We start from the raw sequence: 16,274 nt of genomic DNA, 5'->3' as shown, positions 1-16,274 counted from the left end.
TTTCCGCTGGGAACTCATCTAACAGAACAACCCACATCCACCCATTCGCCCGATGGAGGCGGATGCGCCATGTTTCTCCACTCTCGGCACCTCTCCCGGCGCGGCAGAGCCGCCCTCCTGACCGCCGCCCTCACCACGCTCGCGACCGCGGGAATCTCGTGGGGCGCGGCGGCGACGACACCGACAGCGACGGCTTCGAGCAGCCTGCACACCTGCACGGTGAGCGACCTCTACCTCTCCATGGGCCGCAAGGAAGGTGCGGCGGGCTCGCTCTACTGGCCGATCCGGTTCACCAACACCAGCGCCACCGCTTGCACCCTGCGCGGCTACCCGGGCGTCAGCGTCCTGGACACCGCACACCGCCAGATCGGCCCGGCGGCCACCCACAGCGGCCGCCCGTTCTCCACCGTCACCCTGGCCCCCGCCCACTCCGTCTCCGCGGTCATCCGCACCACCAACGGCCCCATCGGCGGCCCCTGCCTGCGCACCGGCACCTACCTGCGGGTCTATCCGCCGGCGTCGTTCAAGGCAGTCCTCGTCCCGGCGCACTGGACGATCTGCTCCCACCTGTTCCAGGTCGGGCCGGTCAACACCCAGGGCGCCCTCTGAGCAGCACGAAGGGGCGGCACCCCCCGCACAGGGGTGCCGCCCTTTTTCGTGGTCCGGAACCGTCGCCCATCGGTGTTGAGGGTCGGGGACGGGCGACGGCTCCGGGGTTCAGGGGCCCTACGGCCCAGCAGTGGCCGTAGGGCCTGAAGCCGTACTGCCTACCGGTGGTCGCTGCCCGCCGACTGCGTGGCCGCGCGCCCCGCCTCCAGGCGGGCCACCGGGATCCGGAACGGCGAGCAGGAGACGTAGTCCAGACCGACCTCGTGGAAGAAGTGGACCGACTCCGGGTCGCCGCCGTGCTCGCCGCAGACGCCGAGCTTCAGGTCGGGGCGGGTCTCGCGGCCTGCCGTCACAGCCGACCTGACCAGCGAGCCGACGCCGTCCTTGTCGATCGTCTCGAAGGGCGACACTCCGAAGATGCCCTTCTCCAGGTAGGCCGTGAAGAACGAGGCCTCCACGTCGTCCCGGCTGAAGCCCCACACCGTCTGGGTGAGGTCATTGGTGCCGAAGGAGAAGAACTCCGCCGCCTCCGCGATCTGGCCGGCCGTGAGGGCCGCCCGCGGGAGCTCGATCATCGTGCCGATGGCCAGCTTGAGCTGGGTGCCCGTCGCCGCCTCGACCTCCGCGATGACCTGGTCGGCCTCCTCGCGGACGATCTCCAGCTCCTGGACCGTGCCGACGAGCGGGATCATGATCTCGGCGCGCGGGTCGCCCTTGGCGTTCTTGCGCTCGGCGGCCGCTTCGGCGATCGCCCGTACCTGCATGGTGAACAGGCCGGGGATGACCAGGCCGAGGCGTACGCCGCGCAGGCCCAGCATCGGGTTCTGCTCGTGCAGGCGGTGCACCGCCTGCAGCAGGCGCAGCTCGTTCTCGTGCGGGTCCTTGCGGGACTCGGCGAGGGCGACGCGCACCGACAGCTCGGTGATGTCCGGCAGGAACTCGTGCAGCGGCGGGTCCAGCAGACGGACCGTCACCGGCAGGCCGTCCATCGCCGAGAACAGCTCCACGAAGTCCTGCTTCTGGAGCGGGAGCAGCTCCTTCAGGGACTCCTCGCGCTCGGCGTCCGTGTCCGCCAGGATCAGGCGTTCCACCAGCTCACGGCGGTCGCCGAGGAACATGTGCTCCGTACGGCAGAGGCCGATGCCCTGCGCGCCGAAGCGACGGGCGCGCAGCGCGTCCTCGGCGTTGTCCGCGTTGGCGCGCACCCGCAGGCGGCGCTTGCGGTCGGCGAACGCCATGATCCGGTGCACGGCCTCGACGAGTTCGTCGGCGTCGTTGGCGCCCGCGTGCATCCGGCCCTCGAAGTACTCCACGACGGGGGACGGGACCACCGGCACCTCGCCCAGGTAGACCTTGCCGCTGGAGCCGTCGATGGAGATGAGGTCGCCCTCCTCCACCACATGCCCGCCGGACACGGTCATCCGGCGCCGCTTGGTGTCGACCTCCAGCTCCTCGGCGCCGCACACACAGGTCTTGCCCATGCCGCGCGCGACGACGGCCGCGTGGGACGTCTTGCCGCCGCGCGAGGTCAGGATGCCCTCGGCCGCGATCATGCCGTCGAGGTCGTCGGGGTTGGTCTCGCGGCGGACCAGGATGACCTTCTCGCCGGAACGCGACCACTTCACCGCGGTGTACGAGTCGAAGACCGCCTTGCCGACCGCCGCACCCGGCGAGGCCGCGATACCCCGGCCGACCTGCTCGACCTTGGCCTCTTCGTCGAACTTCGGGAACATCAGCTGGGCGAGCTGGGCGCCGGTGACCCGCTGCAGGGCCTCGGTCTCGTCGATCAGTCCCTGGTCCACCAGCTGCGTGGCGATACGGAAGGCTGCACCGGCCGTCCGCTTGCCGACGCGGGTCTGCAGCATCCACAACTGCCCGCGCTCGATGGTGAACTCGATGTCGCAGAGATCCTTGTAGTGGTTCTCCAGGGTCTCCATGATCTGCATCAGCTGGTCGTACGACTTCTTGTCGATCTGCTCCAGCTCCGCGAGCGGGACCGTGTTGCGGATGCCCGCGACCACGTCCTCGCCCTGCGCGTTCTGCAGGTAGTCGCCGTAGACGCCCTGGTGGCCGGAGGCGGGGTCGCGGGTGAAGGCGACGCCCGTGCCGGAGTCCGGGCCGAGGTTGCCGAAGACCATCGAGCAGACGTTGACGGCCGTGCCGAGGTCGTGCGGGATGCGCTCCTGGCGGCGGTACAGCTTGGCGCGGTCGGTGTTCCAGGAGTCGAAGACCGCGTGGATGGCGAGGTCCATCTGCTCGCGCGGGTCCTGCGGGAAGTCCCGGCCGGCCTCGGTCTTGACGATCCGCTTGAACTTGGTGACGAGCTTCTTGAGGTCGGCCGCCTCCAGCTCGGTGTCGACGGTGACCTTCTTGGCCGCCTTCGCCGCGTCCAGCGCCTCCTCGAAGAGGTCGCCCTCGACGCCGAGGACGGTCTTGCCGAACATCTGGATGAGGCGCCGGTAGGAGTCCCAGGCGAACCGCTCGTCGCCGGCCTGCTCGGCGAGGCCCTTCACGGACTTGTCGGAGAGCCCGATGTTGAGGACCGTGTCCATCATTCCGGGCATCGAGAACTTCGCGCCGGAACGGACCGAGACAAGCAGAGGGTTGTCGGCCTGGCCGAGCTTCTTGCTCATCCGAGCCTCAAGGGCGTCGAGGTGCGCACTCACCTCGTCACGCAGTGCCGCCGGCTCCTCGCCACTGTCGAGGTAGACCTTGCAGGCTTCCGTCGTGATCGTGAAGCCAGGGGGAACGGGGAGTCCCAGGTTGGTCATCTCGGCGAGGTTCGCGCCCTTGCCACCCAGGAGGTCCTTGAGGTCCTTGTTTCCCTCGGTGAAGTCGTAAACGAACTTCGCTACGTGGGGTTCTTTGTTTTCCGACACGGTCTCGACTCCCTCGAGGACGCGGTGGCTGCCCTGACGGCGAGGAACATACCCAGATCAAAGGCGTCTGGGTACGTCCACTCACGCGTCATGCGCCTGTAACCACTCGTCCGCCACCGGATCGAAAGTCAAAGCTTGGCAAGCAGAGACAGGCGGATGTTTTCACTTCTTGAACGCAAGGCCGCCCGTCAGTGCAGATTTACGCTCAGATGAGCAGCCTGCCAGCACATCTGTTTTCGATCGATGAACGATCAAGGGGTGGCACCGAGTGCCACCCCTTGGAGAAGTGCAGCCAGCCAAGATCCGCTCATCTGAGCGCAACCCTTATCAAGGGTGGCAAGAATCACGCTGCCACAGGGGGCCGGATTTCACCATGCGGACCGGTATCCGGACAGAAACGCGGACGTCACATACCCATCGCCAGCAGCCGTTCCTCCACCCGCTCCGGCGCATACAGGTACTCCACGACCAGCGCACCGGCCCCCACCAGCCCGGCCCGCTCACCGAGCCGCGAGGTGACGACGTCCAGATGGGCCGTGGAGCGGGGCAGCGCCCGCTGGTACAGCAGCTCCCGTACGCCGGTGAGGAATGCGGTTCCGGCCAGATCTCCCGCGATCATCAGAACCCCGGGGTTGAGCAGCGTGACGACGGTCGCCAGTACGTCCCCGACCTGCCGTCCCGCCTCCCGCGCAAGCCCGACCGCCTCCGGATGCCCGGCCGCCAGCAGATCCCGCACATCCGAGCCGGACGCGGCCGGCACCCCGGCCTCCGCCAGCCGCCGCGCCACGGCGCCACCGCTCGCGACGGCGGCCAGACAGCCGTAGGAGCCGCACCGGCACAGCGCCTCCGCGCCCACCCGGATATGCCCGATGTCGCCCGCGCCCCCGTCGATGCCCCGGTAGATCGAGCCGTCGACCACGACCCCCGCACCAATACCGGTCGACACCTTGACCAGCACGAACGCCGAACAGTCGGCGTATCCCGTGCGCTGTTCGCCGTACGCCATGAGGTTCGCGTCGTTGTCGACCAGCACCGGCACCGACCCGGCGCCCGTGTGCTCGGTGAAGGCTCTGGCCAGGCGGCCTCTTATGTCATAGCCGTCCCAGCCCGGCATCATCGGCGGCTGCACGACCCGGCCGGTCTCGCTGTCGACGGGGCCCGGCACCGCGAGCCCGATGCCGCAGACCGTCTCCGCCCGCTGCCCCGCCTTCTCCAGCAACTCGGCGAACCAGCGGCCGAGTTCGCCGAGTACGGCGTCCGGGCCGTCCTCGACGACGAGCGTGCCGCCGTGTTCGGCGAGGATCTCGCCGGTCAGTTTGAGGACGGCGGCGCGGGCGTGGCGGGTGTCGAGGTCGGCGGCGAGGACGACGGCGTGCTCGTCGTCGAACTCCAGGGTGATGGAGGGGCGGCCGCCCAGCGGCGAGTCGACCGGGCCGCCGGCGCCCTCGCGCAGCCAGCCCGCACGGAAGAGCCGGTCGAGGCGCTGGCCGACGGTGGCCCGGGAGAGTCCGGTGGCCTGCTGGAGCGCGCCGCGCGTGGTCGCCCGCCCGCTTCGCACCAGTTCGAGCAGATCTCCGGCACTGGCCTGGCTCCGTCCGGTCATGCGCACCCCCTTGTGTTTCTCAAGCCTGCATTACATATTGAGTTTTGCGTGTTAAATAGACGTAACCCTACGGTAGCCACAGCCGAACTGGTCGGCAGGACGTCTTCGGGGAGCCCTGAGTGGATCGCACAACCCAGCTCACCGCCCGCAACACGGGTCACTTCGAACCCGTACGCACCATTTCCTCACCCCCTCGTTCCGGCCATGGTGAGGTCACGGGCCCGGAGGGCGTTGCATACGATCCGCCACCCCCGACACATTCGCTGCACGTCAGAGCCGCGCAGGTGCTGGAGGGCAACTGGACCGGCATGTCGACGGTGCCCTCGCACGGCCTGTACCCGCACCAGTGGTCCTGGGACTCGGCGTTCATCGCCATCGGCCTGCGGCATCTGTCGCCGTTACGGGCGCAGACGGAGCTGGAGACGCTGCTGTCCGCCCAGTGGGGGGACGGGCGCATCCCGCACATCGTCTTCAACCCCTCCGTACCGCTCGACGCGTACTTCCCGAGCCCCGACTTCTGGCGCTCCTCGACCGCGGGGCGCGCTGCGGGCGCCCCGCGCACCGTACAGACCTCCGGCATCGTGCAGCCACCGGTGCACGCGCTGGCGGCTTGGCTGGTGCACTGCGCGGACCCGGGGCTGTCACGCGCGCGCGGCTTCCTCACCCGCGTGTATCCCCGGCTGGCCGCCTGGCACCGCTACCTTCTGCACCGGCGGGACCTGGGCGGCGGCGGGCTCGCCTCGGTCGTCCACCCCTGGGAACAGGGTATGGACAACAGCCCTTGCTGGGACGCCCCGTTGAGCCGGATCGTCCCCGCCCCGGCCCGCTCCTTCCGCCGCGCCGACCTGGACCACGGGGCGGCCGAGGACCGGCCGACGGATCTGGACTACGGGCGGTACGTACGGCTGGCGACGGACTACCGGGACGGCGGATACGCCGACGGCGCGTCCGAATTCGCCGTCGAGGACCCGGCCTTCAACGCCCTGCTCATCGCCTCCGAGCACGCCCTGGCCCGGATCGCGCACGAGCTGGGCGCGACGGGCACGGCCCGCCGCGCCCGTGCGGAGCGGCTGACGAACGCGATGCTCGACCGGCTCTGGGACCCGGCGGAGGGGATGTTCTTCTGCCGGGACGTGCGTGACGGGCAACTGATCCCGGAGCGCAGCGTCTCGGGCCTCGTCCCCCTTCTCCTGCCCACGCTCCCGCGCGAGACGGCCGCCGCCCTGGTCCGCACGGCCTGCGGTCCGCACTTCGGCCTCGGCGGCGCGACCCGCCTGGCTCCCTCCTACGACCTCCTCGGCGAGGCCTTCGACCCGCACCGCTACTGGCGGGGTCCGGCCTGGTTCAACACGAGTTGGCTGCTGGAGCGCGGGCTGCGCACGCACGGCGAGCAGACGCGGGCCGACGCGCTGCGGGAGGCCGTCCTCGACATCGCCGGCAGCTCCGGGTTCGCGGAGTACGTGGACCCGTTCACCGGTGAGGCATGCGGCGCAACCGGGTTCAGTTGGACCGCCGCGCTTGCGCTGGATCTGCTCCATGAGCGCCCCGGACACGGCGTGTCCCCCACGGGCATCCGCACGTTCGACAGAAGTGACTTCGGCAGGAGCGACAAGGGAGTCAGGGGAGGCGACCGGGCATGACGGACCGGCATCATCTGCTCGTGCACGGCGGTACGTTCGCGGCCGTCGGCGACGGCGGCGACATCAGCGGCGTCCGGGGCTCGGGCTCCCCGGACGGGTTGTTCGTGCGGGACGCCCGGCATCTGAGCCGTTGGCAGCTGACGGTCGACGGCGCGGTCCCGGAGTCCCTCACACCGGTCGCGGACGGGGACACCGCTCGCTGTGTCCTCGTGCCGCGCGGCGGCCGCCAGGAGCCGCCCGCGCACACGATCTTCCGTGAACAGGCCGTCGCCGACGGTGCGTTCATCGAGTCCCTCAAGGTCACCAGCAACCGCCCGGTGCCGACGACGATCCGCCTCGCGGTCACCGCGGACGCCGACTTCACCGACCAGTTCGAGCTGCGCTCCGACCACCGCACCTACACCAAGATCGGCGCCACCCGCTCCCGCAAGGTCCTCGACGACGGCGTGGAGTTCAGCTACCAGCGCGGTGAATGGCGTTCCGGTACGACGGTGACGGCCGAGCCCGCCCCCGACGGCGTCGAGGAGACGGGCACGGGCGCGCGCCGCCTCGTATGGACCCTGGAGCTGGAGCCGCACGGCACGGCCGAGCTGGCACTGCGGGTGGCGGCCCGTCCGCACGGCATGACTCAGGCCCCCCAGGTTCCCGCCTCACCCGCGGCCGCCAATGAGCAACTCCTCGCCCTGGAGGGCGAGTTCGTGGAGGGCGTACCCTTCCCCACCGGCTGGCCGGAGCTGGCGGCGGCCTGCGCCCGCGGCCTCGCGGACCTGGCATCGCTCCAGGTGCCGGCAACCGGCCCCGACGGCGAGCAACTGCGCGTCCCGGCCGCCGGAGCCCCCTGGTTCCTGACCCTGCTGGGCCGCGACGCACTGCTCACCTCCCTCTTCACCCTCCCCTACCGCCCGCAGCTCGCGGCCGCCACGCTCCCCGCCCTCGCCGCCACCCAGGCGACCGAGACCGGCACGGACTCGGTGTCCCAGCCGGGAAAGATCGTGCACGAGGTACGGCACGGCGAGCTGGCGCACTTCGGCCAGGTCCCGTTCGGGCGTTACTACGGCTCGGTGGACGCGACCCCACTCTTCCTCGTCCTCCTCGGCGCCTACGTCGAGCAGACCGGCGACGCGACCCTCGCCCGCCGCCTCGAACCCCACGCCCGCGCGGCGATCGGCTGGATGCTGGACCACGGCGGACTGACCTCACGCGGCTACCTGGTCTACCGCGCCGACCAGGGCGGCCTCGCCAACCAGAACTGGAAGGACTCCCCCGGCGCCATCTGCTCCGCGGACGGCACCCGCGCAACCGGAGCGGTCATGGCGGCGGGGGCCCAGGGTTACGCGTACGACGCGCTGCGCCGCACGGCGTGGGTGGCGCGCACGGTCTGGGAGGACGAGACGTATGCGGCGCTGCTGGAGCAGGCGGCCGCTGATCTGCGGGACCGTTTCCAGCGGGACTTCTGGATGCGGGACCGCAGCTTCCCGGCGCTGGCACTGGACGGCGAGGGCAACCAGGTCAACGCGCTGGCCTCCGACGCCGGGCATCTGCTCTGGTCCGGCCTGCTGGACAAGGAGTACGGGGAGGTCGTGGGCCGGCGGCTGCTGGAGCCGGACTTCTTCTCCGGCTGGGGCGTACGGACGCTGGCGGCCGGGCAGGCGGCGTATCACCCGCTGTCGTACCACCGGGGTTCGGTGTGGCCGCACGACAACGCGCTGATCACGTTGGGGCTGGCGCGGTACGGGCTGCATGACGAAGCCCGCACGGTGGCGCATGCGCTGGTGGATGCGGCGACGGCAGCCGGGCATCGGCTGCCGGAGGTTATTGCGGGGTATGGGCGGGATACGCATGCGGAGCCGGTGCCGTATCCGCACGCGTGTGTTCGGGAGTCTCGGTCTGCGGCGGCGCCTCTTGCTTTGCTGACGGCGGTGGGGGGCGCGTAAGAGCTCGGGCGGGGCGGTTGTGTGGCGGGTGCGGGTTCGTTGTGGTTGATCGCGCAGTTCCCGGCGCCCCTTGAAGACCGGCGGTTCCCTGCGCCCCTGGGAGACCGGCGGTTCCCTGCGCCCCTAAAAGCACAATCGGCACCGTTGGCCAGGCGTTTGCCCGGTGTTTGCCTCACGCCGTGAACAGGTCCCGTGGGCCCGCCGTACGTCATGTCGGCGGGCCCCCAGCCTCCCCAGCGTTGGCCCGCCGCCTTTCCACGGGTCTCGTACGGAAGGACCTTCGGGTGCCTGTCTTCATGCGCGTTCGTCAGCAGTCGGATACGACCGACACCGGCACGGAGGGCACGTCACCCGAGGGCGGTCTCCGCTCCCGCCTCACGAGCCGGCTCGACCGGCACCCCACGGCCGTCCGTAACGCCCAGTGGACGATCACGGTTCTCGCTGCCGTCCTCGTCCTCGGTGCGCTGCTGCTGCCGAACCGTCTGACCACGCTGCAGGCCGACCGGTGGTTCACGCGGATACCCGTGGAGGCCATCATCGGGGCGGCCGTCGCGCTGGTGTTGCCGCGTCGGCCCCGGCTGGTGGTGGCGGCGCTGTCGGGGGCGGCGCTCGGGGCGATGGTGATCCTGAACATCCTGGACATGGAGTTCGTGCAGTACCTGGGGCGGCCCTTCAACGTCGTACTGGACTGGGAGCTGCTGCCCGACGCGCAGTCGTACATCGCGGACTCGATGGGCAAGGCGGTGGAGGTCGCGGCCACCATCGGGGTCTTCGTGCTCATCTTTGTGGTCCTCGGCGTCATGGCGCTGGCGATGGTGCGGCTCAGCAACCTGCTCGCGCGGAACAAGCAGATCGCCACCCGGGGAACCCTGGCCGCCACCGTCGTCTGGGTCACCTGCTCCGCCCTGGGGCTGCAGATCGCCGGGGTCCCGCTCGCGTCCGACCGTACGGCCGGGGCACTCGCCGTCCAGGCGGTCCGGGTGCGGGACACCCTCCGGGACGAGGCAGCCTTCCAGAAGGTGGCCAAGGTCGACGAGTTCGGGAACACGCCGGGCAGCCAGCTGCTGCCCGACCTGCGCGGCAAGGACATGCTCTTCACCTTCATCGAGAGTTACGGCCGCAGCGCGATCGAGGACCCGGTGGAGGCGCCCGGCGTCGACGCGACCCTCGACGCCCGCACCAAGGCCCTCGCGAAGGCCGGCTTCCACGCGAAGAGCGGCTGGCTCACCTCCGCGACGTACGGCGGCAGCAGCTGGCTCGGCCACTCAACCACCATGTCGGGCCTGTGGATCAGCAACCAACAGCGTTACCGCACCCTCATGGCGAGCGACCACATGAGCCTCACCGAGGCCTTCAAGAAGACGGGCGCCTGGGACACGGTCGGCATCATGCCGGGTGTGCAGAAGAGCTGGCCGGAGTCGAAGTTCTACGGCCTGGACTCCTACCGCAACGCCTTCCAAATGGGTTACAAGGGCCCGAAGTTCAGCTGGTCGACGATGCCGGACCAGTACGCACTCCAGCAGTTCCAGAACCTGGAGCACAGCAAGAAGCGCAACAAGCCCCTCATGTCACTGGTCATCCTGACCTCCAGCCACCAGCCCTGGGCCCCGATCCCCAAGATGGTCCCCTGGAACGACCTGGGCGACGGCTCGATCTTCAAAGCCATCCAGAAGGCCGGCAACAAGCCCTCGGACATCATCGCCAGCTCGCCCAAGTCCCAGGCGGAGTACGGCAAGTCGGTCCAGTACTCGGTGACGGCCCTCACCCAGTGGCTGGAGCGCTACGGCAACGACAACACCGTCCTGGTCTTCCTCGGCGACCACCAGCCCATCGCCCGCGTCAGCGGCAACCACGCCAGCCGCGACGTCCCGATCTCGATCGTCGCCAAGGACCCGAAGGTCCTGGACAAGATCGACAGCTGGGGGTGGACGGACGGTCTGCGCCCGGCCCACAACGCCCCGGTGTGGAAGATGAGCGCCTTCCGCGACAAGTTCCTGACGGCGTACGGCTCGACTCCGCACCCGAAGAAGGGCTGACGGCCGCTGAGCGCTGCTTGGCTCCGGCGACTCAGCCCCCCGACGTGTCCAGCTCCGCGTCCTCGCCGATCCCCGCGCAGTCGTACGGGTCCTTCAGCCAACCGTCCGGCAGGACCACCCGGTTGTTGCCGGACGTACGCCCGCGCGGCCCGTCCGCACCGCTCGGCCACGCCTGGTCGAGGTCCAACTCGTCCAGTCCGGAACGGAGTTCGGCCAAGGACGACGTGATCGCGAGGCGCTTGCGCATCTCGCTGCCGACCGCGAAGCCCTTCAGATACCAGGCCACGTGCTTGCGGAAGTCGACGACACCCTTGGACTCGTCACCGATCCACTCGCCGAGGAGAGTGGCGTGCCGGACCATGATGTCGGCGACCTCGCGGAGCGCAGGACGCGCGATGTCCTCCGTACGCCCCTCGAACGCCGCCACCAGGTCCGCGAACAGCCACGGCCGGCCCAGACAGCCGCGGCCCACGACCACCCCGTCGCAACCCGTCTCCCGCACCATCCGCAGCGCGTCCTCCGCCGACCAGATGTCACCGTTGCCCAGCACCGGAATCTCCGGCACATGCTCCTTGAGGCGCGCGATCGCTTCCCAGTCCGCCGTGCCGCCGTAGTGCTGGGCGGCGGTGCGGCCGTGCAGGGCGATGGCCGTCACGCCCTCCTCGACGGCGATACGCCCGGCGTCGAGGTAGGTGATGTGGTCGTCGTCGATGCCTTTGCGCATCTTCATGGTGACCGGGAGGTCGCCCGCGCCCGAGACCGCCTCGCGCAGGATGGCCCGCAGCAGGTTGCGCTTGTAGGGAAGGGCGGACCCGCCGCCCTTGCGCGTCACCTTCGGGACCGGGCAGCCGAAGTTCAGGTCGATGTGATCGGCGAGGCCCTCCTCCGCGATCATGCGGACGGCCTTGCCGACGGTCGCCGGATCGACGCCGTACAGCTGAATGGACCGCGGCTTCTCACTCTCGTCGAAGTGGATCAGCTGCATGGTCTTCTCGTTGCGCTCGACCAGCGCCCGCGTCGTGATCATCTCGCTCACGAACAGCCCCTTGCCACCACTGAACTCCCGGCACAGAGTGCGGAAGGGCGCGTTGGTGATCCCGGCCATCGGGGCCAGGACGACGGGCGGCTGGACGGCGTGCGGCCCGATCTGCAGGGTCGTGTTCTTCGTGGGCGCGGTCGTGGGCATTCCCCCATTCTCACGTACCGGACGAGGTGCAGCGAAATTCATTAGTTAGGCGTACTATCCACACATGCCCGAGCTCAGCCAACGCCGACGCTTCCTGGTCCTCGCGATCTGCTGCATGAGCCTGCTGATCGTGAGCCTCGACGTCACCGCTCTGAACGTCGCCCTGCCGTCGATGCAGCGGGAGCTGCACGCGAGCACGGCCGGCCTGCAGTGGACCATCGACGCGTACACGCTGGTACTGGCCTCGCTGCTGATGCTGTCCGGCTCCACAGCCGACCGCATCGGCCGCAAGCGTGTCTTCATGGCGGGCCTGATCGTCTTCGCGGCGGGCTCGCTGCTGTGCTCCCTCGCCCCGAACCTCGACTCGCTCATCGCCTTCCGCATGATCCAGGCGGTCGGCGGCTCGATGCTCAACCCGGTCGCCATGTCGATCATCACCAACACCTTCACGGACCCGGCCGAGCGCGCCCGCGCGATCGGTGTCTGGGGCGGCGTCGTCGGCATCTCGATGTCCGCGGGCCCCATCGCCGGCGGGCTGCTGGTGGAGTCGGTCGGCTGGCGCTCGATCTTCTGGGTCAACCTGCCGGTGGGCCTCGCGGCCCTGCTGCTCACCCTGCGCTACGTCCCCGAGTCCCGCGCCCCCAAGGCCCGCCGCCCCGACCCGGTCGGGCAGCTCCTGGTGATCGCCCTGTTCGGCTCCCTGACATACGCCATCATCCAGGCCCCGGCCTCGGGCGCCGCCTACGTGGTTCCCTTCGTCGCGGTCGCGGTGGCCGCGCTGGCGGGACTCCTCTGGTACGAGCCCCGTCGCGCCGAACCGCTGATCGACCTGCGGTTCTTCCGGTCGGTGCCGTTCAGCGGGGCGACGGTGATCGCGATCAGCGCGTTCGCCTCGCTGGGCGGGTTCCTGTTCCTGTCGACGCTGTATCTGCAGAACGTGCGCGGGTACGACGCCCTGCACGCGGGCCTGTGGATGCTGCCGATGGCGGTGCCGACGCTGCTGTGCGCTCCGCTGTCCGGGCGGCTGGTCGGCAGCCGGGGGCCGCGGCTGCCGCTGCTTGTCGCCGGCGTCGCGATGACGGCGAGCGCGGTGTTGCTCGCCGGGTTCGAGGCGGAGACGTCGAACGTCACGTTGTTCGTTGCGTACGTGCTGTTCGGGGTCGGGTTCGGGTTCGTGAACGCGCCGATCACGAATACGGCGGTGTCGGGGATGCCGCGCGCCCAGGCGGGGGTTGCCGCCGCGGTTGCGTCCACCAGCCGGCAGGTGGGGCAGACGCTCGGCGTCGCGGTGGTGGGGGCGGTGCTGGCCTCCGGCGTGGGGGCCTCGTCGTACAAGGACGTGTTCGTGTCGGCTTCCGTGCCGGGGTGGTGGATTCTTGTGGGGTGCGGGGTCGCTGTGCTGACCTTGGGCGCCCTTACGAGTGGGCGTTGGGCTCGGCGTACGGCTGAGCGCTCGGCTGAAAGGCTTCAGGCAGCCGAGGTGCGCCAACCCACTGGGGTCCGTGCGTAGTTGGGCGGGTGCGGGTCGGTGGGGGCTTGTCGCGCAGTTCCCCGCGCCCCTTAAAAGCAAAGGGCGCTTTACCTGCCCAGCGCTATTTTGTGCAGGTTCTCCATCCGCACCCTCGATTCCTCGTCCGCCGGGACGTACGTCACCATGCGTGAGCCGACCTCGGGACCCAGCCACAGTTCGGTCTGGTCGACGACCACGCGGCCGACGAGGAGGTTGAGGAACTCCTTGCGCTTGCTGTGCTGGACGACCACCTCGTGCCGTTCCCAGGCCTCGCAGAACTCCGGGTATTCGCGCAGTCGCTTGAGGAGCATCTTCCAGGCGGGCTCGCCCAGATGCCCGGCCATGGCGGCTCGCAGCCGTGCGGCCATCAGGCGGCGGGTCTCCTCCAGGTGCACGATCGAGTTGCGCCAGTCCTCGTTGGTGTAGGACAGCAGGATGCAGTTGCGGTCCTCGGGCGGTACCTCCTCCAGGTCGCACAGCAGCAGCCCGAGGGTGCGGTTGTGGGCGAGGATGTCGTACCTGCTGTTCTGGATGCTCGCGGCGTACGGCTCCAGCTGCTCCAGCATGGCCCGCAGCGCGGGTGTCACCGATGGGCAGGTCAGGGCCGGTGTCGGGTCGACCGCTCCGGCCAGCTGGAAGAGGTGGGCGCGCTCGGTGGCGTCGAGGAACAGGGTGCGGGCCAGGGCGTCCAGGACCTGGACGGAGACCTGGATGTCGCGGGCCTGTTCCAGCCACGTGTACCAGGTGACGCCGACCGCGGCGAGCTGCGCGACCTCCTCGCGGCGCAGGCCGGGCGTGCGGCGCCGGCGGCCGCGGGGCAGTCCGACCTGCTCCGGGGTGATGTGTTCGCGGCGGTGGCGCAGGAAGGCCGCCAGTTCGTGGCGCCGCACCTGGGCGCCCGTGTTGCGCGAGCGCAGAGTCGTCGTTTCCTGGGCCGTCTCCTGGGCCATGGTGGTCATGCCTCCAGCCTGCCGCCGGGCGGAACCTGTTTCCAGGTACTGCTTCTACCAGGATAAGGAGACTCTGGTACCCGTCTGGGAGCGGGCGCAGTCTCATAATCGTGACCGAAACCATCGCTACACGCACCGTCCGATCGCCGGCCGGGACACCCTCGCTCGGCGGCCTCGGGCTCTTCACCGTGCTGCTCGCAGCGGCACTCCCTCTCATCGACTTCTTCATCGTCAATGTCGCCCTGCCGACCATCGGCAACGACCTGCACGCGAGCGAGTCCGTCCTCGAACTCGTCGTCGCCGGTTATGGGTTGGCGTACGCCGTGCTGCTCGTCCTCGGAGGGCGGCTGGGTGATCTGTTCGGACGCCGTCGCTTCTTTCTCGGCGGGATGGCGGCCTTCGGTCTGACCTCGCTGGCATGCGGGCTGGCGCCCACCGCCTGGACGCTGGTGGCGGCCCGGGTCGCGCAGGGCGCGTCGGCCGCCGCGATGTTGCCGCAGATCCTCGCCACCATCCAGGCGGCCACCGCGGGGCAGCGCCGGGCGAAGGCCATGGGCCTGTACGGCGCCACGGCCGGGCTGTCCATGGTGGCCGGGCAGATCCTCGGCGGGGTGCTGGTGGCCGCCGACATTGCGGGCACCGGCTGGCGGTCCGTGTTCCTGGTCAACGTCCCCGTGGTCGTCGTAGGACTTGTCCTGGCGGCCCGTGCCGTACCGGAGACCCGCTCGCAGCACCCGGAACCCGTCGACGGGCCCGGCACAGTCCTCCTCACCGCCTCCCTCCTCGCCCTGCTGGCCCCGCTCACCGAGGGCCGCTCGGCGGGCTGGCCGCTGTGGACGTGGCTGTCGCTGGCGGCGTTCCCGTTCCTGACGGCGGCCTTCTACGCGGTCGAACGCCGGGCGGACCGACAGGGCCGTACGCCCCTCGTCCCGCCGAGCCTGTTCGCGCTCACGTCGCTCCGCCGCGGACTGGTGATGATCCTGCCCTTCTCCATCGGCTTCAGCGGGTTCATGTTCGTGATCGCGGTGGCGTTGCAGCGGGGTGCGGGGCTCGGGCCGGTACAGGCGGGCCTGGCGCTCGCCCCCATGGCCGTCGTGTTCTTCTTCGTCTCGCTCGCCGGGCCGCGGCTGGTGGCCAGGTACGGCACCCGGGTGGTGACCGCGGGCGCGCTGCTGCAGGGGCTCGGCATCGGCCTGATGGCGCTGGCGGCTTGGCGTTCCTGGCCGGACCTCGGCCTGGTCGAACTGCTCCCTGGAGCGGTGTTCGCCGGCGGTGGCCAGGCGCTCCAACTGCCCATCATCTACCGGGTCGTCCTCTCCGAGGTGGAGCCCGTCCGGGCCGGCGTCGGCAGCGGTGTGATGATGACCACCCAGCAGTCGGCCCTCGCCCTCGGGGTCGCCGCTCTGGGCACGCTCTTCCTCTCCCTCGTCCCAGGGACGGGCATGCGGGACGCCCTGGTCATCACACTCCTCACCCAGCTGGGCTGCATCGTCCTGACCGGCCTGCTGAGCCTGCGTCTGCCGCGCACCATCGGCTGAGAGCCCATGGATCCGCGCGAGCCGGCGCGATCCTGTGTGGGATCGGCTACGGCTTGGTCAACTCGCGATGGCGGACCCCCTGTTGATGTTGGTCTTGCTGCACACTCCTTGCCGGAGGCGAGACATCATGCTGGAGATCAACACGAGCAAGGTGAGCCGCTGGGACCAGCACGGACGCGAGCATGTCGTCCGGGTGCAGCGCGCGGGAGTGCAGCGCACGATCAGATGTGACACGTGCGGCTGGCGCAAGGGTGCCCAGTTCATGCCCTGGCTGAAGGCGGAGGAGCACCTGGCCGAGGCCCATCAGGCGACCGTCGATCCGGCGGAGGCCTGACTTTCCCGCACCGCGGGAGATGACTTTCCGTCGCCGTGGGAGTCGTACACAGGAC

11 protein-coding genes are annotated in these 16,274 nt (G+C 69.9%); 7 read left to right on the top strand and 4 right to left on the bottom strand.

Annotated elements, in window-relative coordinates:
• Positions 1 to 69: 69 nt before the first annotated feature.
• The gene (locus P2Q00_RS25205) at positions 70 to 609 is read left to right on the top strand and encodes a DUF4232 domain-containing protein (protein ID WP_275774984.1); all 540 of its coding nucleotides are present in this window, start codon (positions 70 to 72) and stop codon (positions 607 to 609) included.
• Between the two features lie 158 nt (positions 610 to 767).
• Here P2Q00_RS25205 and ppdK read toward each other — a convergent pair whose 3' ends face one another.
• On the bottom strand, positions 768 to 3,488 hold the full coding sequence (gene ppdK / locus P2Q00_RS25200) for a pyruvate, phosphate dikinase (protein ID WP_275774983.1): 2,721 nt from the start codon (positions 3,486 to 3,488) through the stop codon (positions 768 to 770).
• A gap of 406 nt (positions 3,489 to 3,894) precedes the next feature.
• On the bottom strand, positions 3,895 to 5,091 hold the full coding sequence (locus P2Q00_RS25195; RefSeq protein WP_275774982.1) for an ROK family protein: 1,197 nt from the start codon (positions 5,089 to 5,091) through the stop codon (positions 3,895 to 3,897).
• 119 nt (positions 5,092 to 5,210) lie between these two features.
• Here P2Q00_RS25195 and P2Q00_RS25190 point away from each other — a divergent pair, with 119 nt between their 5' ends.
• From P2Q00_RS25190 to P2Q00_RS25180, 3 genes are all read left to right on the top strand, one after another.
• Positions 5,211 to 6,731, top strand: coding sequence for an MGH1-like glycoside hydrolase domain-containing protein (locus P2Q00_RS25190; protein WP_425579610.1), 1,521 nt, complete (start codon positions 5,211 to 5,213; stop codon positions 6,729 to 6,731).
• Positions 6,728 to 8,665, top strand: coding sequence for an amylo-alpha-1,6-glucosidase (locus P2Q00_RS25185; RefSeq protein WP_275774981.1), 1,938 nt, complete (start codon positions 6,728 to 6,730; stop codon positions 8,663 to 8,665). The genes P2Q00_RS25190 and P2Q00_RS25185 overlap by 4 nt, the downstream gene beginning before the upstream one ends.
• Positions 8,666 to 8,961: 296 nt before the next feature.
• Entirely contained in the window at positions 8,962 to 10,701 is a 1,740-nt protein-coding gene (locus P2Q00_RS25180; RefSeq protein ID WP_275774980.1) for an LTA synthase family protein, read from the top strand.
• Between the two features lie 31 nt (positions 10,702 to 10,732).
• Here P2Q00_RS25180 and dusB read toward each other — a convergent pair whose 3' ends face one another.
• On the bottom strand, positions 10,733 to 11,887 hold the full coding sequence (dusB, locus tag P2Q00_RS25175) for a tRNA dihydrouridine synthase DusB (RefSeq protein ID WP_275774979.1): 1,155 nt from the start codon (positions 11,885 to 11,887) through the stop codon (positions 10,733 to 10,735).
• A 64-nt stretch (positions 11,888 to 11,951) separates the two neighbouring features.
• On the opposite strand from dusB, the gene P2Q00_RS25170 reads away from it, so the two are divergent.
• Positions 11,952 to 13,397, top strand: coding sequence for an MFS transporter (locus P2Q00_RS25170; protein ID WP_275774978.1), 1,446 nt, complete (start codon positions 11,952 to 11,954; stop codon positions 13,395 to 13,397).
• A 68-nt stretch (positions 13,398 to 13,465) separates the two neighbouring features.
• On the opposite strand, the gene P2Q00_RS25165 is transcribed toward P2Q00_RS25170, so the two are convergent.
• Positions 13,466 to 14,356, bottom strand: coding sequence for a helix-turn-helix transcriptional regulator (locus P2Q00_RS25165; RefSeq protein WP_425579611.1), 891 nt, complete (start codon positions 14,354 to 14,356; stop codon positions 13,466 to 13,468).
• Between the two features lie 101 nt (positions 14,357 to 14,457).
• Here P2Q00_RS25165 and P2Q00_RS25160 point away from each other — a divergent pair, with 101 nt between their 5' ends.
• Positions 14,458 to 15,885 carry an MFS transporter gene (locus P2Q00_RS25160; protein WP_275774977.1) on the top strand — a complete coding sequence of 476 codons (1,428 nt, stop codon included), beginning with the start codon at positions 14,458 to 14,460 and terminating at the stop codon, positions 15,883 to 15,885.
• 127 nt (positions 15,886 to 16,012) lie between these two features.
• Positions 16,013 to 16,219, top strand: coding sequence for a hypothetical protein (locus P2Q00_RS25155; RefSeq protein ID WP_275774976.1), 207 nt, complete (start codon positions 16,013 to 16,015; stop codon positions 16,217 to 16,219).
• The last annotated feature ends 55 nt before the right edge of the window (positions 16,220 to 16,274 follow it).

The organism is Streptomyces coacervatus (genome assembly GCF_029223485.1).
GTDB classification, from domain to species: domain Bacteria; phylum Actinomycetota; class Actinomycetes; order Streptomycetales; family Streptomycetaceae; genus Streptomyces; species Streptomyces coacervatus.
Note: the sequence above shows the minus strand (reverse complement) of the source record. Positions and strands in the feature narration are given on the sequence as shown.